Consider the following 26,849-nt stretch of genomic DNA (forward strand, 5'->3'; position numbering starts at 1 on the left):
CGGCGGTGCTGGGCACGGCGATCGGCCTGATGGCCGGCCTGGCCGGGGCGCAGGAGCTGCATGTCTACAACTGGTCGGATTACATCGATGCCGACCTGCTGGCGAAATTCACCGAAGAGACCGGGATCAAGGTGGTCTACGACGTCTTCGACAGCAACGAGATGCTGGAGACCAAGATGCTGGCCGGCCAGTCGGGCTATGACGTGGTGGTGCCCTCCGACAGCTTCCTGCGCCGGCAGATCCAGGCCGGGGCCTTCATGGAACTGGACCCGGCGCTGTTGCCCGATGCGGGCAACCAATGGGACATGATCACCCGGCGGACGGCGGATTTCGATCCCGACAATGCCTATTCGATCAATTACCTCTGGGGCACGACCGGGGTGGGGATCAACACGGCCAAGGTCGCCGAGGTTCTGGGCGCCGATGCGCCGGTCGACAGCCTGGCGCTGGTCTTTGACCCGGCCAACATGGAAAAGCTGGCGGCCTGCGGGGTGCATTTCCTCGATGCCCCGGTCGAGATGATCCCGGCGGCGATGCTCTATGCCGGGCTCGATCCCAATGCCCAGGACGGCGCGGCCTTCGATGCGGCCGAAGAGGTGCTGACGGCGGTGCGGCCCCATGTGCAGAAGTTCCATTCCTCGGAATATGTCAACGCCCTGGCCAATGGCGACATCTGCGTGGCGGTGGGCTGGTCGGGCGACGTGCTGCAGGCGCGCGACCGCGCGGCCGAGGCCGACAACGGGGTCGAGATCGCCTACCATGCCTTCGCCGAGGGCTCGGCCATGTGGTTCGACCAGATGGCGATCCCGGTGGATGCGCCCAACCCGGACGCGGCCCATGCCTTCCTGAACTTCATGCTGGGGGCCGAGAACATCGCGGCGGTGTCGAACTATGTCTATTATGCCAACGGCAACCTGGCATCGCAGGCCTTCCTTGAGCCCGACGTGATCGGCGATCCGGCGATCTATCCGCCCGAGGCCACGATGGACACGCTCTGGGTTTTCCAGGGCTGGGCGCCCAAGGTGCAGCGGACGGCCACGCGGCTCTGGACCAAGATCAAGTCGGGCACCTGAGGCCCCGCAAGGGCGCGCCACTGCCGGCGTGCCCTTGCCCGAAGCACGGCCCGGCCGAGAAGGGCCGCCGGGGGGCGCTGCCCCCGTCCTCCGTTGGAGGACTCCCCCGGGAATACTTGGAAAGAGAAAGAAGCAGGAGCGCGGTCCTGCCTTCCCGCCGGCGCGGCGGCTGACGGGGCAGGACAGGCCTGCTGCTTCTTTCTCTTCATAAATATCCGGCCCATCGCGACGGGCCGGGTGATCGGATCATTCAGCGCGCTTGCGCCGGGCCGGGCGGGGCCGGACGTTGAGTTCGATCTCTTCGTAGAGCTTTTCGACGACGTTCTTCTTGGTCACTGTTTCGATGCCTTCGAGCCCGGGCGAGGAATTCACTTCAAGCACCTTGGGCCCGCTTTCCGCGCGCAAGAGGTCAACCCCGGCCAGCCCCAGGCCAAAGGCGCGGGCGGCGCGCACGGCCATGTCGCGTTCGGCCTTGGTGATGCGCACCGACGACGCGCTGCCGCCCTGGTGCAGGTTCGAGCGGAAATCGCCTTCGGCCCCGGTGCGTTTCATCGAGGCCACGACCTTGCCGCCGACGACCAGGCAGCGGATGTCCTCGCCTGCCGCTTCCTTTACGAATTGCTGGACCAGGAAGTTGGCCTTGAGGCCCCGGAAGGCCGAGATCACGGATTCGGCGGCCTTCTTGGTTTCGGCCAGCACCACGCCTTTGCCTTGTGTCGATTCCAGCAGCTTGATGATCAGCGGCGCCGAGCCGACCAGCCCGATCAGGTTCGACGTATCCTTGGGCGAGGCCGCAAAGGCCGTGGTGGGCATGTCGATCTTGTAGCGGCTGAGGATCTGGTGGGCATTGAGCTTGTCGCGGCTGGACGCAATGCCCGCGGAATTGTTCACCACGAAGGTGCCGATGGTTTCGAACTGGCGCACCACGGCCGTGCCATAGGGCGTGATCGACGCGCCGATGCGCGGGATCACGGCGTCGTAGCGGGGCAGGCGTTTGCCGTCGTAATGCACCTCGGGCATCATCGGGTTGATGGCCATGTAACAGCGCGTGGTGTCGATGACCTCGACGGTATGGCCGCGGGCCTCGCCGCCTTCGACCAGGCGGCGGGTGGAGTAATTGTTCTCGCGGCTGAGCACGGCGATGCGCAGGGCCCGGTTGGGGGCGATCGTGCGCATCAGCTTCGACGAATGGTAGACATCGTAATCCAGCAGCGGCTGCAGGTGGCGTTCGGTGGGCACGATGGAAATGTGATCCTGCAGCGCCTGGCGGCCCAGCAGCATGCGGCTGGCCATGCCCGAACGGTCGGTCAGGGTGATCTCGATCGGCCAGGTCTGGCCACCGACGGTCAGCGGCGTGCGGATGACATAGCGCAGCTCGCGCTCGCCGTTCGACGAGGTCACCTCGCGCCGGTCGACGATCTCGGCCGAGCAGGTGATGGCCAGCTCGTAATGGCCGGGGATCGGATGCACGTCGAAGCGCACCTTGGGCTGGCTGGCCGGGCCAAAGGTCTCGATGTCGGAAGCATGCAGCGCCGAGGTGCGCGCGCCGGTGTCGACCTTGGCCGAGATGGCCGGCAGGCCGAGCTCGGGAAGCGAGATCCATTCTTCCCAGCCGAAGGTGAGCGGAGGTGGGGTGGTGTCGGTATCGGACATGTCGGATCCCTCTCGTGACGATGCCCCCCTGCTAAGGGGTCTTGGTTACGATTTCCACCCGCTTGCATGCGCGGAACGCTTTGCTTTTGCGCCGTGCCGGGGTAGAGGGCGGCAATGACCAGCACATTCTCGTTTTCGCTCGCGGCCACGGATGGCCGGGCCCGTACCGGCACCATCTCGACCCCGCGCGGCGAGATCCGCACGCCGGCCTTCATGCCCGTCGGCACGGCGGCAACCGTCAAGGCGATGATGCCCGACAGCGTGCGCGCGACGGGGGCCGACATCCTGCTGGGCAATACCTATCACCTGATGCTGCGCCCCGGGGCCGAGCGGATCGACCGGCTGGGCGGGCTGCACCGGTTCATGAACTGGGACCGGCCGATCCTGACGGATTCGGGCGGTTTCCAGGTCATGAGCCTGGCCGGGCTGCGCAAGCTGACCGAAGAGGGCGTGACCTTCAAATCCCATATCGACGGGTCGAAACACCACCTGACCCCGGAACGTTCGATGGAAATCCAGAAGCTGCTGGGCTCGGACATCGTCATGTGTTTCGACGAATGCCCGGCCCTGCCGGCCGAGGAAAAGGTCGTTGAGGCAAGCATGCGCATGTCGATGCGATGGGCGGCACGTTCGCGCGAGGCCTTCGGCGACCGGCCCGGCCATGCGCTGTTCGGCATCCAGCAGGGCGGCGTGACCGAAGAGCTGCGCGGTGAAAGCGCCGAGGCGCTGCGCGGGATCGGCTTTGACGGGTATGCCGTCGGCGGGCTGGCCGTGGGCGAGGGCCAGGAGGCCATGTTCGGCGTGCTGGATTACGCGCCGGGCATGCTGCCCGAGGACAAGCCGCGCTACCTCATGGGCGTGGGCAAGCCCGACGACATCGTGGGGGCCGTGGCGCGGGGCATCGACATGATGGATTGCGTGCTGCCCTCGCGGTCGGGCCGGACGGGCCAGGTCTTTACCCGGCGCGGCGTGGTCAACATCAAGAACGCCCGCCACCAGGACGACCCGCGCCCGCTGGACGAGGCCTGCACTTGTCCGGCCTGCCGGTCCTATTCGCGGGCCTACCTGCACCATGTCTTCCGCAGCCAGGAGATCATTTCCTCGATGCTGCTGACCTGGCACAATTTGCATTACTTCCAGGAGATCATGGAGGGCATGCGGGGGGCCATTGCCGCCGGCACATTTGACGCCTGGCAGGACGACTTTCACGCCACCCGGGCGCAGGGCGATATCGAGCCGATCTGAGGGGCGAACCATGTGACGTCGCGCCCCTTGGCCGGCGTCGTGGTGGGATATTTCAAAAGAGAAAGAAGCAGCAGGTCCGCGCGCTTTCCACGGCCGGGGCCCCGGGGGCTGGCCGGGGAGCAGGGCGCGGCGTCCTGGCTTCTTCTTGGTCCAAATACCCGTCGCGACATCGGTCCGGGGGCGATGCCGGGGCCATTGACGCGCCACGCTGACACGCCAATGGCCGACGGGATCAGTCGCGCCCGGGCATTTCCCCGCGCGACAGGGCGGCCACGCCGGTGCGGGCGATTTCCACCAGGCCCAGCGGGCGCATCAGCTCGGCGAAGGCGTCGATCTTTTCCGGCGCGCCGGTGATTTCGAAGACAAAGCTGTTGAGCGTGCTGTCGACCACGTTGGCCCGGAAGATCTCGCCGATCCGAAGCGCCTCGACCCGTTTCTCGCCGGTGCCTTCGACCTTCAGCATGGCCAGCTCGCGTTCGATCGACCGGCCTTCGACCGTTAGGTCATGCACGTCGCGCACCGACACGATACGCCCCAGCTGGGCCTTGATCTGTTCGATCACCTGCGGCGTGCCGGTTGTCACGATGGTGATGCGCGACAGGTGGCCGGTGTGGTCGACCTCGGCCACGGTCAGGCTTTCGATATTGTAGCCGCGCCCCGAGAACAGCCCGATCACCCGGGCCAGCACGCCCGGTTCGTTCTCGACCAGCACGGCGATCGTGTGTTTTTCCTGCATGTCCGAAAAGGTCGGGCGCAGGTTGTAGGCGGAATGGCTCGTCGAGCCTTGCTTGATATGTAGAGGGGACATCCTCGCCTCCCGATGGATTGACCGAAGGGTTGACCGCACCCGGACGGCAACCGCCCGGGCCGGAATTTTCGAAAATTCCGGGCCGTTTTCCGCAGGGAAAACGGCGCCGGGGCAGGCGGGGGTCAGACCAGGACAGAGCCCTTGCTGTCGATCACGCCCTGGGTCTCGGCTTCGCCCAGCAGCATCTCGTTATGGGCCTTGCCCGACGGGATCATCGGGAAGCAGTTCTCGTGCTTCTCGACCAGGCAGTCAAAGACCACCGGCCCGTCGTAATTGATCATTTCCATGATCGCATCGTCCAGGTCGGCCGGATCGTTGCAGATGATGCCCTTGGCGCCAAAGGCCTCGGCGAGTTTCACGAAATCGGGCAGCGCCTCGGACCAGGAATGCGAATACCGCTCGCCATGCAACAGCTCCTGCCACTGGCGCACCATGCCCAGGCGTTCGTTGTTCAGGATGAACTGCTTGACCGGCGCGCGGAATTGCACGGCCGTGCCCAGCTCCTGCATGTTCATCAGCCAGGATGCCTCGCCGGCGACATTGATCACCAGCGCATCGGGGTGCGCGATCTGCACGCCGATCGAGGCCGGGAAACCATAGCCCATCGTGCCCAGGCCACCGGAGGTCATCCAGCGGTTGGGATCCTCGAAGTTCAGGAACTGCGCGGCCCACATCTGGTGCTGGCCGACCTCGGTGGTGATGTAGCGATCCCGGTCCTTGGTCAGCGCTTCCAGCCGTTCCAGCGCATATTGCGGCTTGATCGTCTTGGGGCTGTCGGCATAGGCGAGGCAATTGACCTTGCGCCAGTCGGTGATCTGGCCGTGCCACTTGCGCACGGCTTCGACCTCGGTCTTGCGCCCGCGGGCCTTCCAGATCTTCAGCACGTCTTCCAGCACATGGGCCACGTCACCGACGATCGGGATGTCGGTCTTGACCACCTTGTTGATCGACGACGGGTCGATATCGACATGGACCTTGATCGAACCCGGCGAAAACGCATCGATCCGTCCGGTGATCCGGTCGTCGAACCGCGCGCCGATGCAGATCATCAGGTCGCAATCATGCATGGCCATGTTGGCCTCGTAGAGCCCGTGCATGCCCAGCATGCCCAGCCAGTTCTGGCCCGACGCCGGATAGGCCCCCAGGCCCATCAGCGTCGAGGTGATCGGAAAGCCCGTGGCATCGACCAGCTCGCGCAGCAGCTGGCTGGCATGGGGCCCCGAGTTGATCACCCCGCCGCCGGTGTAGAACACCGGGCGCTTCGCCGTCTCGATGGCCGCGACCAGCTCGGTGATCTCGGCCTGGTCGCCCTTGACCTGGGGCTGGTAATGCGAGGCCGTGGGATTGGGCCCGGCATAGGTGCCGGTGGCAAACTGGACGTCCTTGGGAATGTCGATCAGCACCGGCCCGGGCCGGCCCGAGGTTGCCACGTGGAAGGCCTCGTGGATCGTCGGGGCCAGCCGGTCGGTATCCTTGACCAGCCAGTTGTGTTTCGTGCAGGGCCGGGTGATGCCGATCGTGTCTGCCTCCTGGAAGGCATCCGAGCCGATCATGAAGGTCGGCACCTGGCCGGTCAGCACGATGATCGGGATCGAATCCAGCAGCGCGTCGGTCAGCCCGGTGACGGCATTCGTCGCGCCCGGGCCCGAGGTCACCAGCGCCACGCCGGGCTTGCCGGTCGAGCGGGCATAGCCTTCGGCGGCGTGAACCGCGCCCTGTTCGTGGCGCACCAGGATGTGGCGGATGTCGTTTTGCTGGAAGATCTCGTCGTAGATCGGTAGCACGGCGCCGCCGGGATAGCCGAATACCGTGTCCACACCCTGATCCTTCAGGGCCTGAACCACCATTTTCGCTCCGGTCATCTCTTGTGTCATTGTCGTGCTCTCCGGTTTCGACACAGCGTCATTCGCACAAAAAAGCCCCCGAGGATGTCGGGGGCGCATGGGTCGTCGTTTGGGTAAACCGTTTACCGGCCCATGCGCGTTGATCCTACGATTACGACTAGCGTGAACATGAAGGGTCCTTTCGTGCTGCGCGGGACCATAGGAGCACGGGCAGGGGGCGTCAACCGGCAAATCCCGGAAGAATGTGATCGCAGGCCGGGTTTTCGCGACATTTTGTTGCCCGTGGGGGGCGCCTGGTGGACTCACGCCTCCCCCGGCCCGGTCGGGCGGGAGAGGCGCGGCACCGGGTCAGATGACGTCGAAGTAATCGTAAAGCACGGTCGGATCGCTCACGCCCAGCAGCGTTAGGTGTATGTCGAACCCGCTGCTGGTGTGATAATCCATCACCGTGTTGCCATCTTCGACAACGGCGTAGTTCACCATCCAGGAGACCGAACTCAGACCCCGGAAGAGGACCATTTCATTGTCCCAGTCGGTAATCACGGCCGTCAGCTCGCCCGGAATGCCGCGGAACTGGAATATGTCGGTGCCTTCGCCGCCACTCATCAGGATATTGGTCGCCCGGTCGGTCACAAGAAGGTCGTCACCACCTTCGCCGTATAGTTCGACGTATTCCGTGGAATAGCCTGTCTTGAACAGCCGGTCGTTGCCATCCCCTCCGTACAGGAGGTCATGCCCCTGACTGGTTTCCAGCCGGTCGTTGCCGACGCCGCCATGGAGGATATCGTCGCCCTTGCCGCCGTCCATCGTGTCGGAGCCTGCATTTCCATGCAGGATGTCGTTGCCGATGCCGCCTTCCAGCGTGTCGTTGCCTTGCCCGCCCTGGAGGACATCGTCGCCGTCCTCGCCGCGCAGGATATCGTTGCCGGCCTGGCCGTGCAGGGCGTCGTCGCCAGTGCCACCATAGAGCAGATCCAGCCCGCCTCCGCCGAACAGGGCGTCGGACCCCTTGTCGCCATAGAGATAATCGTGGCCAGCCTGGCCGTCGAGGTGGTCGCTGTCATTGCCGCCGTACAGGTAGTCGCGATCGCCGCCGCCAAAGAGCATGTCTTGGCCGGAGGCCCCATGCAGCTGGTCGGCGCCGGATTGGCCGTAAAGCGTATCGTTGCCCGCGCCGCCGTGCAGGACATCGCCGTCGTCGCCGCCGACAAGCTGGTCGGCGCCGTTGCCGCCATAGAGCAGGTCGCTGCCCGCATCACCGGTCAGCACGTCGTCGCCGTCGCCCCCGCGCAGGTCGTCATCGCCCGCCCGGCCGCGCAGGTAATCGTTGCCCGTGCCGCCGAGCAGCCGGTTGTCGGCGTCATCGCCGAACAGGGCGTCGTCATGGGCCGTGCCGGCCAGTCCCTCGATCCGCAGGAACGTGTCACCGGCCACGTCGGCGCTGCTGTTGGCCGGGTTGGCCAGGTCGGCCTTCACGCCGCTGGTCCGGTCGGTAAAGCTGGCCAGGTCGACGCCCGCGCCGCCATCCAGAACATCCGCGCCGGCCCCGCCGCGCAGCACGTCGTCGCCGTCGCCGCCAAAGAGGAAATCGTCGCCGGCCCGGCCGGTCAGCAGGTCGTTGCCGCCCAACCCGCTGATGAAATCGGCAAAGCTGTTGCCGGTCAGCCGGTCGTCGCCATCCAGCAGGAACATGCCTTCGGACACGGTGGCCAGCACGCCGGCCGAGATGTCCGGCGCGGGATAGGGATAGTTGGCCAGGGAGAGCGTCAGGTCGAGATCGCTCACGTGGATCGCCGTTTCGGCCGATGCCGTTTCATAGGTCACCTGGTCGAGCGTGACCGTCGTGGCATCGGCCAGGCCCAGGGCGCTGGCGGCCACGATGGTCGTGTGGCCGGAGATGGCAAAGCGAAAGAGCGTGTCCTCGCCGTCCAGCGTGTCGAGCGTCAGCGTCGTGTCGAGCGGGGCGGGAAACAGGGGCTGGGTGACGCCATCGGCATCTTCATAGATGACAAGGCCCGTGCCCAGGGCATCGGTGGCGGTAATCGTGACCATTGGGGGAAAACTCCTGGATATTCTTCCCCTTGGCTATCAAGGCCTTGAGGTCAGACAAGGCCCGAGGGGTCGGTTCGGACCCCCCGGATCGGGGTCGGGCAGGGGCAGGAGAGCCGGAGGTCGGGCAGGGGCAGGCAGGCGCCCGTTTGCCGTGCCCGGGCGGGGGCGCGATGGTCGGGCCGACAGGCGCCCGTTTGCCGTGCCCGGGCGGGACGCGCGATGGTCCGGCCGGCAAGCGTCCGTTTGCCGTCCCCGGGAAGGGGGCGCGATGGTCAGGCCGGCAAGGGCGCGCGGTGCCCGGACGAGGGCGCGCTGTGGGCGGGCAGGGCCTGGACGCTGCCCGCACGTCTCCAACAGGCCGGGGCCGATGCACGGCCCGGCGCACTGTCCGGGCCGGGATGGGCGGGCGGGGGCATGGGCGGCCCGGGCGGGCCGCAGCCCGGTCAGACGATGGCCAGGTAATCCGCCACGAGGTCCAGGTCGGTCACGCCTTCGAGGGTCAGCGTGGCGGTGCCGAAATAGGTGTCGCCGAAATCGAAAATGATGTCGTCGCCTTCGACCCGGGCCAGCGCCAGCAGGTCGTCCACCGTGGCCCCCATCGGGTCGGAGTAGTAATCGTAGCCCGGAATCAGGTACATGTCGACCTTGATCGTGTCGGCATCCCAGTCGGTGATGGTCAGGTCGAAGTCATAATAGGCATAGATGTTGTAGATATCGGCCCCGGCGCCGCCTGTCATCACACCCGTGCCGGCCCAGATCAGGAACGTGTCCGTGCCTTCGCCCCCCATTGCCGTGACCAGATCGTCGGTCGAAAAGGTGTCGATCTGGATGTGATCGTCGCCAATGCCTGCATCTATCGTTGCGTTGCCGCCCCAGGCATAGAACCGGTCGTCGCCGTCTTCGCCGTACATCTCGAAATAGTCGTCGGTATTGCCCCAGCTGTAGAAGGTGTCGTTGCCCTCTCCGCCCCACATCTCGTTGCTGCCGTCGTAATCCTCGAGCGTGTCGTTGCCCGCGCCGCCATAAAGGATGTCGTCGCCGTTGCCGCCATAGAGATAGTCATTGCCGCCCTCGCCATAGAGCACGTCCTCGCCGCTGTCGCCGTCGAGCCAGTCGTTGCCTGCGCCGCCGTAGAGCATGTCGTTGCCGCTGCCACTGGACAGGTCGTCATTGCCGGCGCCCCCGTCCATGAACATGTCGTCCTCGGCGTTCCACAGGTAAAAATCATCGCTGAATGCACTGCCCAGGATGGATTCCACGCCGCGCATTGTCGCCGAGCTGTAGTAGGACGAGAAATAGATACCGGCCTGGGAGCCGCTGAAATCCACCGTGTCATAGCCCGCGCCGCCGTCGATCAGCGTGTCGTCGGCGTCACCGACGATCATGTCGTCGCCGTCGCCGCCACGAATGCGGTCGGCCCCGGTGCCGCCGTCGAGAATGTCGTTGCCCGCGCCGCCGTCCAGCGTGTCTTCGCCCACGTCGCCCATCAGCGTGTCATCGCCCGCGCCGCCCTTGAGCAGGTCGTTGCCGCCCTTGCCCGACAGCGTGTCGTTGCCCCCGCCGCCGAAGAAGGTGTTGTCGGCATTGGTGCCGCTGAGCCAGTCGTCGAACCCCGTGGCCGCGATGTTCTCGATGCTGACCAGCACGTCGCCCAGGGCGTCGCCGGTATTGGCCGTCTTGCCCGACAGGTCGATGGTGAGCCCGGCCTCGGACGAGGTGTAGCTGGCCGTGTCGTTGCCCTCGCCGCCGTCCATCAGGTCGGCTCCGGCGCCGCCCTTGAGCAGGTCGTCGCCCTCGTCGCCGTACAGCATGTCGTCGCCGCCCCGGCCCGACAGCGTGTCGTTGCCCGTCGAGCCGCGCAGGTAATCGGCAAAGCCGTTGCCCACGATCTGGTCATCGCCCAGGAGCGACACCCGCCCCGCGCCCACAAAGCCCGCCACGACGGTGCTCAGGTCGATGGTGACCCCGGGCGGCAGGCCCTCGGTCGAATAGGTGATGCCCACGTCCTTGAAGGTGACCAGCGGATTGCCCAGGGAATCCTCGTAGGTGACTTCGAGGATTTCCACCGATGTCGCGGTCTCGCGCGTGACCACCGAGGCCGCCACGATGGTCGGATGGCCGGTCAGGAAGAACCGGTAGAGCGTGGTGCCGTCGTCCCAGTCGGTGACCAGGTTCTCGACCGCATCCAGCGGCGGCACAAAGATCGGCACGGCCGCGCCGAAGGGGTCGGTATAGAATGTCAGCCCGTCGGCCAGCCCGTCATATGCCCTGATCTTTGCCATCATGTCCTCCCCGGGCGTTTCGCCCGTCAATGAATTGCGGCGCCCGTGGGGCACCCCGAATGCGCGAAAGGAAATTCGCCTGTCCCTATCGGGGGTAAATTACCACGGAATGGGGGATTGGGAATTGCCATTATTGAGAAATTCTCATGACGGTTGAATTCATCGGGGAAATCCCGCGATGAATTGGCCGGGGAATTGCCCGCAAGATCGGGCCGCGCGATGTGTCCCGGGCCGCGCGGCAATCGCTGGCGGGCCATGGCCTGGACAATGGAAGGACAGGGCGTGCCGGGTGGGCGGCGCAAGAGCCGAGGGCGGCACCGTGCAATGGTGGGGGACGGGCGGGGCCGGGGCAAGGCGGGAGCCTTAACCTGCGCGGGTTGCGAGGGCCGGCGGTGGCCGGGCCAAAGCCGGACCCGAGGCCGCGTGTCGGGGCGGGCAGGAGCAAGGAACAGGCCAAGAGAACGGGCCGGGGGGAGGCACCGCGGGCGCAGACCGGGGGCACGGTCAATCGGCAGCGGTGTCATCGCAAGCGCCGGTCGCGGGCCCGAAGACAACACCCGTGCGCCGGGCAAAGAAAAACCGGGGCGCGCCGGTCTGGCGCGCCCCGGTCGGGGTTTCGTGGGTCTTGCCGGCGATCAGAAGTTCAGCGACAGATCCCGGTGATGGGCGTTGCAGCTGGCCAGGAACAGCGCCTGGTCGCGGCTGAGGCTGGGCTGCTGGCGGGCGCCGATGGTCTCGGCGATACCGTCCAGATAGGCCGTCAGGCCGGGCACGAGGGCTTCGGCCGCCGGCGCGCGCCAGCTGGCCTGTTCCTCGTATTCGGCCATGGCCTCGCGCCATTCCTCCATCGCGTCATCCCGCCGGTCGCGCCGGATGTCACGCCGGGCGCTGGACAGCGGCGAGGCGATCGCGCTGGCCCCGGCCACGGCGTTGACCGCGCTGCCGACCTCCTGCAGGGCCGCCTCGGCCGTGTCGGTGTCACCGTTGAGGATGATCTCTTCCAACCCGCGCAGCTGGTCTTCCAGCGCGGCAAAGGCCGCGTTGTCGGCCAGCACGGCCAGCACTTCGTTGACCGGCTCGACCGACCCGTCGGCCGCCCGGCGGTAGGTGTTGCGCGCCTGCTGTTCGGCCTTGGTCAGCGCGTTGAACGTGGCATAGGTCTCGGCCCATTCGGCCGGGATCGTTGCCTCGATCTCGTCTGCCTCGCCCTGCAGCACGGCCGCTTCGGCCTCCAGCTCGGCCCGGCGTTCGGCCTCGGCCTCGCTGTTCATGTAGCGCGCGCGCTGCAACAGCTCGTCCGCATGGCTGCGCCGGTCGCGCACCTGCTTCTGGATGCCCCGCACCTCGCTCAGCAACGGCCGGAACGCGGGCGCCGCCGCATTGACCGCCGCATCAGCCGCCACGATCTCGTCCATCTGGTCGATGGCCGTGGAGGCGTCGTCGAAGGCATCGCCGAGATCACCGGCCAGCGACCGGGGCAGGACCTCGAGATCCAGCGCCTGGGCCTGGGCGATGGTCGCGCGCAGCCCCTCTTCGCCGGTCTGCAGCTTGTCCCAGACATAGTCTTCCAGGCAGAGCTGCAGCTTGGGATTGCGCGGCGGCGGCGCGGTTTCCGACAGCAGGCTGACGCGGTTGGGCAGGTAGTTCACCAGCGATGGCGTGTAGCCGACGATGGCCAGCGCGGCCAGCTGCAGGCCGATGAAGGCGATGACCCCCTTGTAGATCGAGGTCGTCTTGACCTCGGGCGGGGCAACGCCGCGCAGGTAGAACAGGGCAAAGCCGAAGGGTGGGGTCAGGAAGGAGGTCTGGATGTTCAGACCGATCATGACACCCAGCCAGACGGCCGTGATGTTCGCCTGCGGATCGGCCAGCAGGATCGGCGCCACGATGGGCACGACGACCACGGCGATCTCGATGAAGTCCAGGAAGAAGCCCAGGACAAAGATCACGGCCATGACGATGACGAATTGCGACCAGAACCCGCCCGGCAGCGAGTTGAGGAACTCGCGCACCAGCTCTTCGCCCCCGAAGGCACGGAAGGCGGCGGTCAGCATGGCCGCGCCGAGCAGGATGATGAAGACCAGCGAGGTGGTCTTGGCCGTTTCGATCATGACCTCGTGCATCGTGTTCTCGATGCGCAAGACCCGCGCACCTGACCAGATCAGGGCGATGACCAGCAGGATTGTGGCCAGGGCCCCGATCCAGATGCCGGTCATGTCGCCGCCCGAGCTGATCACGCCCTTGATGTTCATGTCGTAGGCCGACAGGGCAAAGGCGATCAGGCCCAGGGCCACGGCGCCGATCAGGGCAGGGATGAACAGCCCCGGCGTGTCCTGGTCGGGCAGGCGGTAGCCGGCCATGATCAGGGCGCCGGCGGCACCGATGGCGCCTGCCTGGTTGACCGTGGCGATGCCCGCGATGATCGAGCCCAGCACCAGGAAGATCAGGGCCAGCGGCGGGATCAGGGTCAGGGCGACCTCGGCCCAGAACCGGCCGTCGCGCACGCCTTCATAGGGCACGGCGGGGGCCAGTTTCGGACGCAGGATGGCAAAGATCAGGATGAAGGCCATGTAGATCAGCACCAGCACGATGCCCGGCACGAAGGCGCCCAGGAACATCTCGCCCGCGCTGGTCGAGGTCACGTCGAAGACCGAAGGCATCGACAATTCGCCGGTGGCTTCCTTGTGCAGGGCCTTGCGCATGGTCGAGGCCTGGTCGGTGGCCGAGGCCAGCTGGTCGGCCAGGATGATCAGCACGATCGAGGGCGGGATGATCTGGCCCAGGGTGCCCGACGCGGCGATGGTGCCGGTGGCCAGGGGCTGGGAATAGCCGTTGCGCAGCATGGCCGGCAGCGAGATCAGGCCCATGGCCACGACCGTTGCGCCGACGATGCCCGTCGTGGCGGCCAGCAGGGCACCCACGAAGACAACCGAGATGCCCAGGCCGCCCGGCACCGGGCCGAAGAGCCGGGCCATGGTGACCAGAAGGTCTTCGGCGATCTTGGACCGCTGCAGCATGATGCCCATGAAGATGAAGAGCGGGATGGCAATCAGCGTATCCCTCTCGACCTCCCAATAGACCCCTCGCAGGTTGGTCACCCCGGCGGTCAGCCATTGCTGCGGCCCGCCCGAATGGAAATAGGCATCCGCGTCGCCGGCAAAGTAATGCCCCGACACGGCGGCCAGGGTGATGGTGATGATCGCCGCACCGGGCAGGGCGAAGGCCACGGGAAACCCCGAACCCAGCGCGCCGGCCATGATGACGATCAGCAGGAGAAGAAAGAAAAGTTCCATGTATCTGCCCCGAATCTGGCCCTAGTGCGCCGCGCCGATGTGGTCCTTGTGCCCGGGTTCGTCGCGCTTGTCGGCGACGGCCTCGAACAGGTAGGCCACGAACTGGATCAGCATGGTGACGGCGAAGATGCCCAGGAAGGCGGCCATCTGGTACTTGACGTACATGCCGGCCGTCGAGGCCTGGCTGATCTCGAAATTGCGCACGGGCGCGTTGATGATGGCCTGCGGCGAGCCCATGCCCATGATCAGCACGCACCAGCAGGTGACCATGCCGAACAGGATCGCGCCCACGGCATTGACCTTGCCCTTGGTCCGCCGCGAGAACCCGGCATACAGCACGTCGACCCGCACGTGGCCTTCCTCGAGCAGGGTATAGGCCGAGGCAAAGAGGAAGAGCGCGGCATACCAATAGCGCACGAGGTCGCCCATCAGCGCCTGTTCATAGGAAAAGACGAAGCGCGAGATGACGATCAGCAGCTCGGCGCCGACGATCATCAGCGCCAGCCACTGAAAGCCCAGCGTGCGCGTGAACAGCGCCACGACAAAGCCGGCCACGATCAGCGGGCCGTGGATCGTCGGGGCCAGGAACTGCACCCGGTTGAACTCGCGGGCCAGGTCTTCGGGCAGGAAGGTGCCGAACAGGCTTTCGATCCTGAGGAAGGCAATCGCCGCGTCGACCAGGCCGACGAAGAGCACGGCGAAGAAACAGGCCCGGATCAGGTAGGCATTGAAGGCCGTGATCGTGCGGGCGTCCCAGCGCAGCGCGGTATTGCCCGAATGCCAGACCCAGACCACCGCCCCGGCCAGGGCCAGGATGTAGAGACCGAGCACGACAAAGACCTTGGGATCGGCCCCGCCCGCGGCGATCGCGCCGAGACCGGGAAAGCCGTACCAGGATACCAGGACGTTGTTGATCAGGAAGGCGGCCAGCATGAAGAGCGTGGCCCAGCCGAAGAAGCGGACGACCGGCGCGGGCTGGCCGAAAGGCTGTACGGCGTCCGGGTCAGAAAGGGTACTCACAGCATTCCCCCGATTATGTTCTTGTTGCTGTTAGTGGTTCGCTGTCCGACAGGCCCGGGACGCGGCCCCGTGTAGAGGGTGAGGCCGAAAAGCACGCCCGATGCCGGACCGGTGCCGGCCCGACCGGACCCCGCGATGACCACGCCCCCGGACCGGTCGCAAGAACGGGCGGGGGCGCCGCGATGATCCTGGCCGGACCAGAATGGACAAGGGAGCCGACCTCGCGACCGGCTCCCGCTTTTCATGGCCGCATCCGGCTCAGTCGAGGCCGAGCACGCGGTTGCGCTGGTTGACGAAGGACACTTCGAACTGGGCCATCATGCCGCCGGCGCTCTGGATGAAGTCGGCGTAGCTGTCGTTGACCTTGGCCGCCATTTCCGAATGGTCGCGCACTTCCTCGACCACCTCTTCCGAGGCCTCGCCAAAGGCATCCCAGACGTCGTCGTTGAAGGATTTGACCTCGACACCGTGCTCGTCGATCAGACGTTGCAGGTAGACGCCGTTCAGGGCCACGGTCTCTTCGTATTGCGCAGCGTTCTCTTCCATCGCGGCGGCGGTGATCACGGCCTTTTCGTAATCGGTCAGGCTGCCCCACCAGGACGCGTTCATGCCAAGCGCCAGGGCCGAGCCCGGCTCGTGCATGCCGGCGGTATAGTAGAACTTGGCCGCCTCGTAGAACTTCATGAAATAGTCGTTGTAGGGGCCGACCCATTCGGTGGCCTCGATGGCGCCCGACACGAGGTTTTCATAGATCTGGCCGCCCGGCAGCGACACGGTCGACGCGCCCAGCTTGGACATCACGTTGCCGCCCAGGCCCGGGATCCGCATCTTCAGGCCCTGCAGGTCGTCGGGGCTGTTGATTTCCTTGTTGAACCAGCCACCCGCTTGCGTGCCGGTGTTGCCGGCCAGCAGGCCCTTGACGCCGAACTCGGAGCCCAGCTCGTCCCACAGCTCTTGCCCGCCGCCGAACTTGACCCAGGCGTTCTGTTCGGCCGTGGTCATGCCGAAGGGCACGGCGGTGAAATAGGCGTAAGCCGGGTGCTTGCCGACCCAGTAGTAATCGGCGCCGATGTAGCCCTGGCTGTTGCCGCTGGCCACTTCGTCAAAGCTGTCGAAGGCCCCGACGCGTTCGCCGGCGGCGAAGTATTCGGTCTGGATGGCCCCGTTGGAAATCTCGGTGATGCGCGATGCCAGCCGTTGGGCCGACAGGCCCAGGCCGGGGAAGTCGCGCGGCCAGGTCGACACGATGGTCATGGTCTTTGCGTTCTGGGCGTTGACCATCGGTGCGGCCAGTACGGTGCCGGTTCCGGCCAGTGCCGCACCTGCAAGGAATTTACGACGTTCCATGAGTTAAACTCTCCTCCTGTCGGACATTTTTCATGTCTTAACTTGTCGTCAGCTCAAGGCGGACCTGCGCTTTTGCGCTTTTTGCCCCCCCCGAGAGCCACGGTATTCAGAACCGCATCAAATGCAACAGCCGAGGCGAGGATTCGTTGAAAAATTCGGGGGTTGCGTGAGGTAAGCCAGGGGGTCCGATCGGCCATGGCCGGGCGGCTTGCGGCGATTTCGGGGCGATCTGCCGAAGGGGCGAGCAAACGCTCAAAAACTGGTCCGGTGACGGGCGGCATGTCGCGTGACAGATCGGGGTGCCGGACAGTCGCGCATGCCGCAGCTGCAAAGCGCCGGGGCCGCGGGACGGAGCGCCGGGACACAACTCTGCCGCGATCCGCATCCCGGTTGCCGCAGATGGCGGCAGGCCGGGCCCGGCCTCGGCGGTTTTCCGCCACCCGGGGTTGTTCGGCGAAAATCCTGTCGCGGAAAGGTATTTCGCCGGTGCTACGGTGATCGAAGTGCATCCCAGCGCTGACCCGGTCGGCCCGTTTCAGCCGATCTCACCCCGGGTTCAAGTCATCCCAAACGACGAGTTCAAAGGTATTCCCCATGGCCGATTACGAATTCAACTCTCTCATGGTCTACGACCGCGACGGCGGCAGCAGCAACGCGTCCTTCGGCAGCGGCGGCGATGCCGTCGGCACGCTGAGCGACAATGAAATGGATGGTAGTTTCGAGCCGGGCGATCCGATCTATGTCGACGGATCGCCCACCCAGGTCGGCACGTTCTGGGGGTCTTACACCGATCCCGACAGCGGCAACACCTACGTGGTGGTCGAGGTCGATTCCGACACGTTCTATGTCTACTCGGTGGCCAGCTTTGCCGAGGCGTCGACCGAGGCGCCCAACACGGTGCACGAGACCGATGACCTGGATACCGGCACTTTCGTGACCTGTTTCATGGCCGGTACGCGCATTGCCGTGCCCGGCGGCGAAGTGGCCGTCGAGGCGCTGGTGCCCGGTGACCTGGTGCTGACGTCGGATGGCCGGGCGGTGCCGGTGCTGTGGCTGGGCCGGCGCAGCGTGCATCGCCTGTTCACCGCGCCGGAACGCTTTGCCCCGGTCCGGGTGCGGGCCGGGGCGTTGGGGCAGGGGCTGCCCCGGCGCGACCTGGTGCTGACGGCCGATCACGCGCTGGTCCTGGACGGGCTGGCGATCAATGCCGGGGCGCTGGTCAATGGCGACACGATCGCGGTCGAGCCGATGGCGGCGCTGCCGGAGCGGATCACCTATTACCATGTCGAGACCGAGGGCCACGAGACGATCCTGGCCGAAGGCGCGCCGGCCGAGAGCTATATCGATTACGTGGCGCGGACGGCCTTCGACAATTACGCCGACTACGTGGCGCGCTGCGGGGCCGAACGGGTGATCCGCGAAATGCCCTTGCCGCGGATTTCGTCGGCCCGGCTGGTGCCCGGGTCGATCCGCGCCCGGCTGGGCGCATTGGCAGACGTGGCCTGAGGGGACACATGCGGGCGGGCCGGACGGGCCTGCCCGCAATCCATCCGCCGGGGCCGGGCTCGTCAGGCCCTTGCGGGCCAGCCTCGCGAGGGCAGTGCCCGCGGTTTGGCAGATGAGCCGTCGCCGGCCGATGTGCTGCCGTCACCCCAGTGCATTTGCGCGCAGGCCGGGGGGCGGATCACTTGGAGGTCGGGCGCCGGTCGGGCAGCGAGATATTGGCCACCTGCTCGGCGATCGGATCGGTCGACAGCGGGTGGGTCTCGGGGAAATAGGACTCGGGATCGCCCATCTTTTCCCAGGCCCCGCCGACATAGATCTCGAGGCCCGAGAACTTGGCCTTGTAGCCCATCTTCTGGCTGCCCGGCACCCAGTAGCCCAGGTAGACATAAGGAAGCCCTGCCTCGCGGGCGATCTGGATATGGTCGAGGATCATGTAGGTGCCCAGCGACGCCTTGGGCTGGTCGGGCGCATAGAAGGAATAGACCATCGACAGCCCGTCTTCGAGCACGTCGGTCAGGCTGACCCCGGTCAGGGACATGCCGTCGGGGGCCTCGGGATCGGCATATTCGACAACCCGCGAGCGGATCGGCGTTTCCTCGATCATGGCGGCAAATTCGAAGACATCCATGTCGGCCATGCCGCCATCGGCATGGCGGGCATCGAGATAGCGGCGGAAGAGCGCGTATTGATCTTCGGTCGCCCAGGGCGAGGTGGCCTTGCGCACCAGCCGGGCATTGCGTTTCAGCGTGCGGGCCTGGCTTTTCGACAGGCGGAAGGCCGAGACGTCGATCCGGGCCGAGAGACAGGCCGAACATTCGGCGCAGGACGGCCGGTAGAGCACGTTCTGAGACCGGCGAAACCCCTGTTGTGACAGTGAATTGTTCAGCCGTTCCGCGCCTTCGCCCTGCAGCGCGGTGAACAGTTTCCGCTCCATCCGACCGTCCAGGTAGGGGCAGGGCTGCGGCGCGGTGACGTAGAATTGCGGTGCGATGGGCAGCGTGTGTCGCATGGGGCTCCTGACATGTGTCAAGGGCGATGATAGCAACGGCCTCCGGTCGCGCCAAGCCGAGATTGGCCGCCCTGTCCGGCCCGGGTCACGGGCGGCGCAGACAGCGCAGCGCCCCGGGCCGCGCGGGGGCGGGCCGGGGCGATTGTGGCGGATTTCGGAGGCTTTGCAGGTGCCCGGCGCCCATTGGCGGGGCCTGGCGCGCGCGGGGCCCTTGCGCATGCGCGGGGCCGGGGCAAGGCATGGGCGGGCCGCCCCGGGGTGGGGCGGCGGCGGGTCAGAACCGGGCGCGGCGGTTCAGCGCCGTGGTGCCCAACAGCGAATCGGTCAGGCCCTGTCCGCGGCTGCTGGCCAGCATCATCACGATCGACACCAGTTGCAGGATCGGGACCGCGACCGACACGGTATAGCCCAGCGTGTGCAGGAAGGCCGTCGTGCCATCGAACTTGCGCCCGTTGAGATCGCGGAACTCGATTCCGGTAAAGCGCATGCCAAAGGTGGCCGACCCGCCGGCGATGGTCACGAAGCGATAGGCAAAGCTGAGCACCAGGTGCAGGAAGGGCAGGAAGAAGAAGCCGGTGAAGGCCGTGAAGGGCAGGACGACAGCCACCAGACCGATGATCAGGATCACGTCGATGATCCAGGCCAACAGGCGCTTGGACGTCACTCCGGCATAGAAATCGGGCTGAATGTCGGGGTCGGGCAGGTGCATCGGGGTCTCGGCTGTCAGAAGGGAAAGGGGAAGGGGCCCATCGCCCCCGCGCCGGAGAGGCAGGCGGGGACGGGGCAGGGCGTGGGCTCAGGCCGGGGCCGGGCCGGTGGTCTCGTCCGACGGGCTGTCGGCGGCGGCGCGGGCACGGTCGGTCATGAACTGGTCGAACTCGGCCTTGTCCTTGGCTTCGCGCAGGCGCTGCAGGAATTCCTCGAATTCCGATTGCTCGCGTTCGAGCCGGGCCAGGGTATCGGCCTTGTAGGCATCGAAGGCGCTGTTGCCCGACGATCCGGACATGGCGCTGCGCATGGACATGTGGCGGGCGTTGCGGTGCGACTTGCGGCAGGAACCGAACATTTTCTTACTCCAGATCATGTAGGCCAGAAGGGCGAGCCCGATGGGCCAGAAGAATACGAAGCCAAGGACCATGCAGGCAATCCAGGCACCCTTGCCCTTGGCGTCGAGCCAGGCTTCGGCCTTGGAAAACCAGCCCATCGGCGGCTCCGGGGCGGTGTGGGAATAAACAGGGGTCATCGTCATCTCTCTCCGGTCACTCTGGCTGACGCTCCGGTCAGCTTTCGGGTCAATGTGAAGCCTTTTCACATTACGAGAGATCGGCGTTCCGGGGCTCTGGTTCAAGGGCCTATGTGAATGTTTTTAACATTTTCGCCGACGGCGGGCGGACATGCCGCCCGGATGGCCGGATTTCCCGTTTTTGGTCAGTGTTTTATGGGCGGTGCCCCCGGCGGGTCATTCGACGACAAAGCCCGCGACGGGCGCGCCGGTCAGGCTTTGCAGCTGGTCCGGGGTCATCGGAAAGACATGGTGAGGCGTGCCGGCGGCGGCCCAGACGATGTCGAAGTCCAGCAGCCGGGGATCGATCCAGGCGCGGATCGGCGACAGATGCCCCACGGGCGAGACACCGCCGATGGCAAAGCCCGTCTGCGAGCGGACCAGCGCGGCATCGGCCTTGCCTAGGGGCTCGCCGGCCAGGGCGGCGGCGCGGTCGGGGTCGACGCGGTTGCCCCCGGCGGTGAGGAATAGCAGGGCCTCGCCGCTGGTCTCGCCACGGAAGATGATGGATTTAACGATCTGGTCGGTGGTGACGGACAGGGCAGCGGCCGCATCCTCGGCGGTGCGGGCCAGCGGTGTCTCGACGATCTCGGCGGTGATCCCGGCGGCGTCCAGCGCCGCGCGTACGCGTTTCTTGCTCTTGCTCATGGCGCGGACCATGGGGCGGGACGCGGGCCAAGGCAAGCCCGTAGGTGCCGCGCTGTGGGGCCGGTCCGGGAGAGGCTGCGCGGCGCATGCGGGGCGGGTGTGGGACACATTAGGAACGGTGGAACGGTGGAACGGTAACATGGCGGTGGGGGAACGGTGCAACGATAGGCATGGCCCTGAGAAACGGTGGAACGATAGACATGGACGTGGGGGAACTGTGACGGGGCCGGTGGCGGTGCGATCACAGGGGGGAACGACGGTGCGCCAGCGGGAGTATGATGCGCCGCATCCCGGGCGATGATCGGGCGTTGACTGTGCCCGGGTCGCGCCGCAACGTGCCGCCATGACCGACACCTCTCCTTCGCCCGCTTCCCGACCTTCGACCACCGCCCAGGATGCGCCGCTGGCCGGCCAGATCACCCGCCTGCCGCGGCCCTGCGACGCGGCGCTGGGGCAGGAGGCGGCCGACCGGGTGACCGGCGCGACGGGCCCCCTGCGCGACCTGCTGATCGGCGCGGCGGGGTCCTCGCCCTACCTGCAGGGGCTGATCACGCGCGAGGCCGATTGGCTGGCCGATGCGCTGGACGCCCCCGCCGGGGCGCTGGATGCGACGCTGGCCGCCCTGTCCGACGTGCCGCGCGACGGGCTGGGCAAGGCCCTGCGCAAGGCCAAGCGGCGGGTGGCGCTGATGACCGGGCTGGCCGACCTGGCCGGGGCCTGGCCGCTGGACGTGGTGATGGCCCGGCTGACCGACCTGGGCGGGCTGGCCTGCGACCTGGCGATCCGGGCCGAGCTGGGCGAACAGCTGCGCCGGGGCAAGCTGCCCGCGCCGGTGCGCGAGGATGCCGCCGGGGCCGGGGGGCTCTTTGTGCTGGCCATGGGCAAGATGGGCGCGCACGAGTTGAACTATTCCTCGGATATCGACCTGATCTGCCTGTTCGACGGCAGTCTTTATGGCGATGCCGACGTGCTGGACGCCCGCCAGGCATTGGTGCGGGTGACGCGCAACATGTCGACGCTGCTGTCCGAACGCACGTCGGACGGGTATGTCTTTCGCACCGACCTGCGCCTGCGGCCCGACCCGTCCGTCACGCCGGTCTGCATCTCGATGGAAGCGGCCGAGACCTATTACGAGAGTTTCGGGCGCACCTGGGAACGGGCGGCGATGATCAAGGCCCGGCCGGCGGCGGGCGACCTGGCCGCGGGCCGGCGGTTTCTGGAAGACATCCGGCCGTTCATCTGGCGGCGCCACCTGGATTTCGCGGCGATCGAGGATGCCCATGCGATCCGGCTGCGCATCCGCGACAGCAAGCGCCTGCATGGCCGGGTCGAGGTGGCGGGCCATGACATGAAACTGGGCCGGGGCGGCATCCGCGAGATCGAGTTCTTCACCCAGACCCGCCAGCTGATCGCCGGCGGGCGGGACCCGGGGCTGCGGATGCGGGGCACCGAACCGGCGCTGCAGGCGCTGGCCGCCAAGGGCTGGATTCCGCAGGACGTGGCCGACCGGCTGCGCGACCATTACCGGGCCTTCCGCGAGGTTGAACACCGCATCCAGATGGTCAACGACGCCCAGACCCACACGATGCCCGTGTCGGCCGAGGGCATCGACCGGGTGGCCGGGCTGATGGGGCTGGACCGGTCGGCGCTGCTGGACGGGCTGGCTGCGCGGCTCGATGAGGTGGCCGAGCTGACCGAGGATTTCTTTGCCCCCGATGCCGCGCCGCCGCCCCCGGCGCAGGAGGTGCATGACTTTGACCGCGAGGTGCTGTCGCGCTGGCATCATTACCCGGCGCTGCGCTCGTCGCGGGCGGTCGAGATCTTCAACCGGCTGCGCCCGGAACTGCTGGCCCGGCTGTCGCGCGCGGCCCGGCCCGACGAGGCGCTGCTGAATTTCGACCGTTTCCTGGCCGGGCTGCCGGCGGGGGTGCAGCTGTTCTCGCTGTTCCAGTCCAACCCCGAGCTGATCGACCTGCTGGTCGACATCATCGGCACGGCCCCGGCGCTGGGGGAATACCTGTCGCGCAATGCCGGGGTGCTGGACGCGGTGATCGGCGGCGATTTCTTTGCGCCCTGGCCGGGCGAAGAGGCGCTGACCCGCGACCTGGAAACGCGCATCGCCCACGAGGACGATTACGAGCTCAAGCTCGATGCCGCCCGGCGCTGGAAGAAGGAATGGCATTTCCGCATCGGCGTGCACCACCTGCGCGGGCTGATCGACGGCGAGACGGCCGGTGGGCATTACGCCGACCTGGCCGATGCCGCCCTGCGCGCGGTCAGCCCGGTGGTCATCGCCGAGTTCGCGCGCAAGCACGGCCATCCGCCGGGCCGGGGCGCGGCGATCCTGGGCATGGGCTCGGTCGGGGCGCGGCACATGAATGCGGGGTCCGACCTGGACCTGATCGTGATCTACGATGCCGAGGGCGTCGAAAGCTCGGACGGGCGGCGGCCCTTGGCCACGCGGGCCTATTACGCCCGGCTGACCCAGGCCATGATCACGGCCATGTCGGCGCCGATGTCCCAGGGCCGGCTGTTCGAGATCGACATGCGCCTGCGCCCCTCGGGCAAGCAGGGACCGGTGGCCACCAGCTGGCCATCCTATCGCAATTACCAGGAGACCGAGGCCTGGCTGTGGGAACACCTGGCCCTGACCCGGGCCCGGGGCATTGCCGGCACGCCCGGGCTGATGGCCGATATCGAGACCTTCCGGGCCGGGATCATCGCCCGCCCGCGGCAAGGCGGGGATGTGGCCCGCGAGGTCTCCGACATGCGCGACCGGCTGGCCGCGGCCAAGGCGCCGGGCGGCTGGCTGGACCTGCGCAACGGGCCGGGCCGGTTGCAGGACCTGGAATTGCTGGCCCAGGCCGGTCACCTGCTGTCGGGCCGGCCGACCCGGGCGGCCTTGCCCGGGCTGGACGAGGCACGGGACGCTGGCTGGCTGACCGGGCCCGAGACGGCGGTGCTGCACGCGGCCTACGGGCTTTACTGGGAATTGCACACGGCCATCCGCCTGCTGGGCATTGCCCCGGGGGACGGGGCGGGCGTCGGGCGCGGGGCGGCGGCCTTCCTGTGTCGCAGCGCCGGGCTGGAGCCCGAGGCCGGGATGGATGCCTTGCAGGACCTGGTGACGGCGCGCTACGCTGAGACGGCCGCCATCGTCGATGCGGCCCTGCAACGCGGAGGAGGGGGCGATGGGCCAGGCACGTGATCCGCTCGATCCCAAGGGGCTGATCCGGGAGAGTTTCCGGATCGAGGGCATTTCGCCGGGCGAATGCCGCAGCATCTTTCTCGACTGGGCCCTGGGCCTGCCGATCGACCAGGACAGCGAGACCAGCCGGATGCAGCTGGCCGACCGCTATGGCGCCGAACACCCCGATCATCCGATGACACTTGTGCTGCGCGAAGGCGGGACCACCGGCGCACCAGGCGACACCGCCCGCCCACGCCGGCGCGGAGGCTGGCGGGCGCGACGCGAGGGCGGCACGGGCTGACCGGCGGGTTTGCCGAGAGGGTGGAGCAGGCTGAGTGGCAGGCGCGACGCGAGAGCGGCACGTGCCGAACGGCGGGTGCAGTGCGAGGGCGGTTCAGGTGGATGGCAAGCGCGGCGCGAGTGCGGCGCGTGCCGAACGGCGGATGCAGTACGAAGGCGGTGCAGGCTGGATAGCAAGCGCGGCGCGGGGGCGGCGGGTGCCGAACGGTGGATGCAGTGCTGATGTGGCACCCGATGAACGGCAGGTGTGGCGCGTGGGCGCAAGGGCCGAGTGGCCAGGGCGTTGCAAGGGCGGCGTGGGCCGAATGACGGGTTCGGCACGAGCGTGGCATGGACCCTGTGGCGTGTTCGGCGCCAGGGTGGCACAGACGGAACCGCAGGCGCGATTGCGGGGCCGGGCCGGGGCCTGTAAGAGACCGGTCATCTTCACGCCCGGCCCATCATCCACCCCCTTGCCCGACAAGGGGCCCGACAGGACATCCGCCATGACCGACGACATGCCCGCTGCCGACCTGCCTTCCGGCGACCTGCCGGTCATCCGGCTGAAACCCAAGATCAACGCCCGGCCGCTGCGCCATGGCTTTCCCTGGGTCTATGCTTCGGACCTGGTGACCGACCGGCGTACCCGGGTCCTGGCGCCGGGCAGCCTGGCCCGGCTCGAAGATGCCGGGCGCGCGCCGTTGGGCGTGGTGGCAGTGAATGCCGACTCAAAGATCATCGCGCGGATGCTCGACCGCGATCCCGGGGCACGGATCGACGAGACCTGGCTGACCGTCCGGCTGGCCCGGGCGCTGGACCTGCGCGAGCGGCTGTTCGATGCGCCCTGGTACCGGCTGATCCATGCCGAGGCCGACGGGCTGCCCGGGGTGATCATCGACCGGTTCGGCGACACCTGCGTGGTCCAGCCCAACGCGGCCTGGGCCGAACGCCTGCTGCCCGAGCTGACCCGGGCGCTGGTGGCGGTGACCGGGGTGCGTACCGTGCTGAAGAATGCCGGCGGCCGGGCGCGCGGGCTGGAAGGGCTGGACGATGCCAATGCCGTGCTGGCCGGTGACGCGCCCGAAGCGCCGCTGGCCGTGCCGATGAACGGCGCGCGCTACATGGCCGACCTGACCGGCGGGCAGAAGACCGGGCTGTTCTATGACCAGCGGCCCAACCATGCCTTTGCCGCCGGGCTGGTGCGCCCGGGCGATGCCGTGCTCGACGTGTTTTCCCATGTCGGCGGTTTCGGCCTGGCCATGCTGGCGGCCGGCGCCGGCTCGGCCCTGGCCGTCGATGGCTCGGCCCCGGCGCTGGAACTGGCCGTGGCGGGGGCCGGGGCCTCGGGCCTGGGCGACCGGTTTGCCACCCGCCAGGGCGATGCCTTTGACGTGCTGACCGCCCTGGGCGAGGAAGGCGCGCAATTCCAGGTGGTGATTTGCGACCCGCCAGCCTTTGCGCCGTCGAAACAGGCGCTTGAGGCCGGGTTGCGGGCCTATGAGCGCATCGCCCGGCTGGCCGCGCCGCTGGTGGCCGAAGGCGGGGTGCTGGGCCTGTGTTCCTGTTCCCATGCCGCCGACCTGGCCAAGTTCCGCACGGCCTGCGTGCGCGGCATAGGCCGGGCCGGGCGCGAAGCCCGACTGATCCATACCGGCCAGGCCGGGCCGGACCATCCCCAGCATCCGCTTCTGGCGGAATCGGGATACCTGAAGTCGCTGTTCTTCGCGCTGTGAAGGTCGTCCTCGACGCCTGCGTGCTCTACCCCACGGTGATGCGCGCGCTGCTGCTGGCCGGGGCCGAAGAGGGCGGCTATCGCCCGGCCTGGTCGGCGCGCATCCTCGAGGAATGGGCCCGGGCGGCGGGCCGGGCCGGACCCCTGGCCGAAACTCGGGCCAGGGGCGAGATCGCCCTGCTGCGCGCGGCCTGGCCGGGGGCCGAGATCACCCCGCAGCCCGGCACCGAGGCGCGGCTGTGGCTGCCCGACCCGTCGGACCTGCACGTGCTGGCCGCGGCGGTGGATGGCTCGGCCGATGCGATCGTGACGATGAACGCCAAGGATTTCCCCCGTGGCACCCTGGCCGAGGAAGGTCTGCAGCGGCTGGACCCGGATGGCTTCCTGCTGGAACTGTGGCAAGCCAACCCGGGGCCGATCGAAACGGCGGCCCGGTCCATCCTCGACCTGGCCCGGCGCGAGGATGCGTCCTGGCAGATGCGCGCGCTGCTGAAAAAGGCGCGGCTGCCCCGGCTGGGCAAGGCGCTGGGATAGGGGCGCACCCGTCCCGGCGCGGGCGCGGGGCGGAGGGTGCGGAGGATATTTG

19 protein-coding genes are annotated in these 26,849 nt (G+C 67.4%); 7 read left to right on the forward strand and 12 right to left on the reverse strand.

What is annotated here, in order from left to right; all coding sequences use genetic code 11:
- Positions 1-29 precede the first annotated feature (29 nt).
- Entirely contained in the window at positions 30-1,073 is a 1,044-nt protein-coding gene (locus ACK3BB_RS10670) for a polyamine ABC transporter substrate-binding protein (RefSeq protein WP_428928720.1), read from the forward strand.
- Positions 1,074-1,319: 246 nt separating this feature from the next.
- Here ACK3BB_RS10670 and rimK read toward each other — a convergent pair whose 3' ends face one another.
- Positions 1,320-2,726, reverse strand: a complete 1,407-nt coding sequence (gene rimK / locus ACK3BB_RS10675; RefSeq protein WP_428924633.1) for a 30S ribosomal protein S6--L-glutamate ligase — start codon at positions 2,724-2,726, stop codon at positions 1,320-1,322.
- Positions 2,727-2,840: 114 nt separating this feature from the next.
- Between rimK and tgt the strand changes: the two genes are divergently transcribed.
- Positions 2,841-3,971, forward strand: a complete 1,131-nt coding sequence (gene tgt / locus ACK3BB_RS10680; protein ID WP_428924634.1) for a tRNA guanosine(34) transglycosylase Tgt — start codon at positions 2,841-2,843, stop codon at positions 3,969-3,971.
- 232 nt (positions 3,972-4,203) lie between these two features.
- Here tgt and ilvN read toward each other — a convergent pair whose 3' ends face one another.
- The 7 genes from ilvN to ACK3BB_RS10715 form a co-directional block, all read right to left on the reverse strand.
- A complete protein-coding gene (gene ilvN / locus ACK3BB_RS10685) occupies positions 4,204-4,779 on the reverse strand; it encodes an acetolactate synthase small subunit (protein WP_428924635.1) in 576 nt (191 codons plus the stop codon).
- Between the two features lie 122 nt (positions 4,780-4,901).
- Positions 4,902-6,653, reverse strand: a complete 1,752-nt coding sequence (locus ACK3BB_RS10690; RefSeq protein ID WP_428924636.1) for an acetolactate synthase 3 large subunit — start codon at positions 6,651-6,653, stop codon at positions 4,902-4,904.
- A 318-nt stretch (positions 6,654-6,971) separates the two neighbouring features.
- A complete protein-coding gene (locus ACK3BB_RS10695) occupies positions 6,972-8,675 on the reverse strand; it encodes a calcium-binding protein (protein ID WP_428924637.1) in 1,704 nt (567 codons plus the stop codon).
- 443 nt (positions 8,676-9,118) lie between these two features.
- Positions 9,119-10,957 (reverse strand): calcium-binding protein, encoded by a 1,839-nt coding sequence (locus ACK3BB_RS10700; RefSeq protein WP_428924638.1) that lies wholly within the window; start codon positions 10,955-10,957, stop codon positions 9,119-9,121.
- 635 nt (positions 10,958-11,592) lie between these two features.
- On the reverse strand, positions 11,593-14,250 hold the full coding sequence (locus ACK3BB_RS10705; protein WP_428924639.1) for a TRAP transporter large permease subunit: 2,658 nt from the start codon (positions 14,248-14,250) through the stop codon (positions 11,593-11,595).
- A gap of 21 nt (positions 14,251-14,271) precedes the next feature.
- Positions 14,272-15,270, reverse strand: a complete 999-nt coding sequence (locus ACK3BB_RS10710) for a TRAP transporter small permease subunit (protein ID WP_428924640.1) — start codon at positions 15,268-15,270, stop codon at positions 14,272-14,274.
- 258 nt (positions 15,271-15,528) lie between these two features.
- Positions 15,529-16,617 carry a TRAP transporter substrate-binding protein gene (locus ACK3BB_RS10715; protein ID WP_428924641.1) on the reverse strand — a complete coding sequence of 363 codons (1,089 nt, stop codon included), beginning with the start codon at positions 16,615-16,617 and terminating at the stop codon, positions 15,529-15,531.
- A gap of 594 nt (positions 16,618-17,211) precedes the next feature.
- Between ACK3BB_RS10715 and ACK3BB_RS10720 the strand changes: the two genes are divergently transcribed.
- Positions 17,212-18,123: a Hint domain-containing protein gene (locus tag ACK3BB_RS10720; RefSeq protein ID WP_428924642.1), complete on the forward strand. Its 912-nt coding sequence runs from the start codon at positions 17,212-17,214 to the stop codon at positions 18,121-18,123.
- A gap of 178 nt (positions 18,124-18,301) precedes the next feature.
- On the opposite strand, the gene ACK3BB_RS10725 is transcribed toward ACK3BB_RS10720, so the two are convergent.
- The 4 genes from ACK3BB_RS10725 to ACK3BB_RS10740 form a co-directional block, all read right to left on the reverse strand.
- Positions 18,302-19,132, reverse strand: a complete 831-nt coding sequence (locus tag ACK3BB_RS10725; RefSeq protein ID WP_428924643.1) for an arginyltransferase — start codon at positions 19,130-19,132, stop codon at positions 18,302-18,304.
- Between the two features lie 274 nt (positions 19,133-19,406).
- Positions 19,407-19,841: an RDD family protein gene (locus ACK3BB_RS10730; protein ID WP_428924644.1), complete on the reverse strand. Its 435-nt coding sequence runs from the start codon at positions 19,839-19,841 to the stop codon at positions 19,407-19,409.
- An 87-nt stretch (positions 19,842-19,928) separates the two neighbouring features.
- Positions 19,929-20,375, reverse strand: coding sequence for a DUF2852 domain-containing protein (locus ACK3BB_RS10735; RefSeq protein ID WP_428924645.1), 447 nt, complete (start codon positions 20,373-20,375; stop codon positions 19,929-19,931).
- 216 nt (positions 20,376-20,591) lie between these two features.
- Positions 20,592-21,062, reverse strand: a complete 471-nt coding sequence (locus tag ACK3BB_RS10740) for a YbaK/EbsC family protein (protein WP_428924646.1) — start codon at positions 21,060-21,062, stop codon at positions 20,592-20,594.
- A 343-nt stretch (positions 21,063-21,405) separates the two neighbouring features.
- Here ACK3BB_RS10740 and ACK3BB_RS10745 point away from each other — a divergent pair, with 343 nt between their 5' ends.
- The 4 genes from ACK3BB_RS10745 to ACK3BB_RS10760 all read left to right on the forward strand — a co-directional run bounded on the left by ACK3BB_RS10745 (position 21,406) and on the right by ACK3BB_RS10760 (position 26,797).
- Complete coding sequence (locus ACK3BB_RS10745) at positions 21,406-24,270, forward strand: glutamine-synthetase adenylyltransferase (protein ID WP_428924647.1); 2,865 nt, start codon at positions 21,406-21,408, stop codon at positions 24,268-24,270.
- Entirely contained in the window at positions 24,254-24,553 is a 300-nt protein-coding gene (locus ACK3BB_RS10750; protein ID WP_428924648.1) for a hypothetical protein, read from the forward strand. Before ACK3BB_RS10745 ends, ACK3BB_RS10750 begins: the two co-directional genes overlap by 17 nt.
- A gap of 484 nt (positions 24,554-25,037) precedes the next feature.
- Positions 25,038-26,264 carry an RSP_2647 family RNA methyltransferase gene (locus tag ACK3BB_RS10755; protein WP_428924649.1) on the forward strand — a complete coding sequence of 409 codons (1,227 nt, stop codon included), beginning with the start codon at positions 25,038-25,040 and terminating at the stop codon, positions 26,262-26,264.
- Complete coding sequence (locus tag ACK3BB_RS10760) at positions 26,261-26,797, forward strand: RSP_2648 family PIN domain-containing protein (RefSeq protein WP_428924650.1); 537 nt, start codon at positions 26,261-26,263, stop codon at positions 26,795-26,797. Before ACK3BB_RS10755 ends, ACK3BB_RS10760 begins: the two co-directional genes overlap by 4 nt.
- The last annotated feature ends 52 nt before the right edge of the window (positions 26,798-26,849 follow it).

This window comes from Marinibacterium sp. SX1 (assembly GCF_050389775.1).
GTDB lineage: Bacteria > Pseudomonadota > Alphaproteobacteria > Rhodobacterales > Rhodobacteraceae > Marinibacterium.

Bases quoted from the DNA above. Each gene is read 5' to 3' on its own strand.
- ACK3BB_RS10670 (WP_428928720.1), top strand. From the start codon at position 30: ATGGCCGGCCTGGCCGGGGCGCAGGAGCTGCATGTCTACAACTGGTCG.
- rimK (WP_428924633.1), bottom strand. From the start codon at position 2,726: ATGTCCGATACCGACACCACCCCACCTCCGCTCACCTTCGGCTGGGAA.
- tgt (WP_428924634.1), top strand. From the start codon at position 2,841: ATGACCAGCACATTCTCGTTTTCGCTCGCGGCCACGGATGGCCGGGCC.
- ilvN (WP_428924635.1), bottom strand. From the start codon at position 4,779: ATGTCCCCTCTACATATCAAGCAAGGCTCGACGAGCCATTCCGCCTAC.
- ACK3BB_RS10690 (WP_428924636.1), bottom strand. From the start codon at position 6,653: ATGACACAAGAGATGACCGGAGCGAAAATGGTGGTTCAGGCCCTGAAG.
- ACK3BB_RS10695 (WP_428924637.1), bottom strand. From the start codon at position 8,675: ATGGTCACGATTACCGCCACCGATGCCCTGGGCACGGGCCTTGTCATC.
- ACK3BB_RS10700 (WP_428924638.1), bottom strand. From the start codon at position 10,957: ATGGCAAAGATCAGGGCATATGACGGGCTGGCCGACGGGCTGACATTC.
- ACK3BB_RS10705 (WP_428924639.1), bottom strand. From the start codon at position 14,250: ATGGAACTTTTCTTTCTTCTCCTGCTGATCGTCATCATGGCCGGCGCG.
- ACK3BB_RS10715 (WP_428924641.1), bottom strand. From the start codon at position 16,617: ATGGAACGTCGTAAATTCCTTGCAGGTGCGGCACTGGCCGGAACCGGC.
- ACK3BB_RS10720 (WP_428924642.1), top strand. From the start codon at position 17,212: ATGGCCGATTACGAATTCAACTCTCTCATGGTCTACGACCGCGACGGC.
- ACK3BB_RS10725 (WP_428924643.1), bottom strand. From the start codon at position 19,132: ATGCGACACACGCTGCCCATCGCACCGCAATTCTACGTCACCGCGCCG.
- ACK3BB_RS10730 (WP_428924644.1), bottom strand. From the start codon at position 19,841: ATGCACCTGCCCGACCCCGACATTCAGCCCGATTTCTATGCCGGAGTG.
- ACK3BB_RS10735 (WP_428924645.1), bottom strand. From the start codon at position 20,375: ATGACCCCTGTTTATTCCCACACCGCCCCGGAGCCGCCGATGGGCTGG.
- ACK3BB_RS10740 (WP_428924646.1), bottom strand. From the start codon at position 21,062: ATGAGCAAGAGCAAGAAACGCGTACGCGCGGCGCTGGACGCCGCCGGG.
- ACK3BB_RS10745 (WP_428924647.1), top strand. From the start codon at position 21,406: ATGACCGACACCTCTCCTTCGCCCGCTTCCCGACCTTCGACCACCGCC.
- ACK3BB_RS10750 (WP_428924648.1), top strand. From the start codon at position 24,254: ATGGGCCAGGCACGTGATCCGCTCGATCCCAAGGGGCTGATCCGGGAG.
- ACK3BB_RS10755 (WP_428924649.1), top strand. From the start codon at position 25,038: ATGACCGACGACATGCCCGCTGCCGACCTGCCTTCCGGCGACCTGCCG.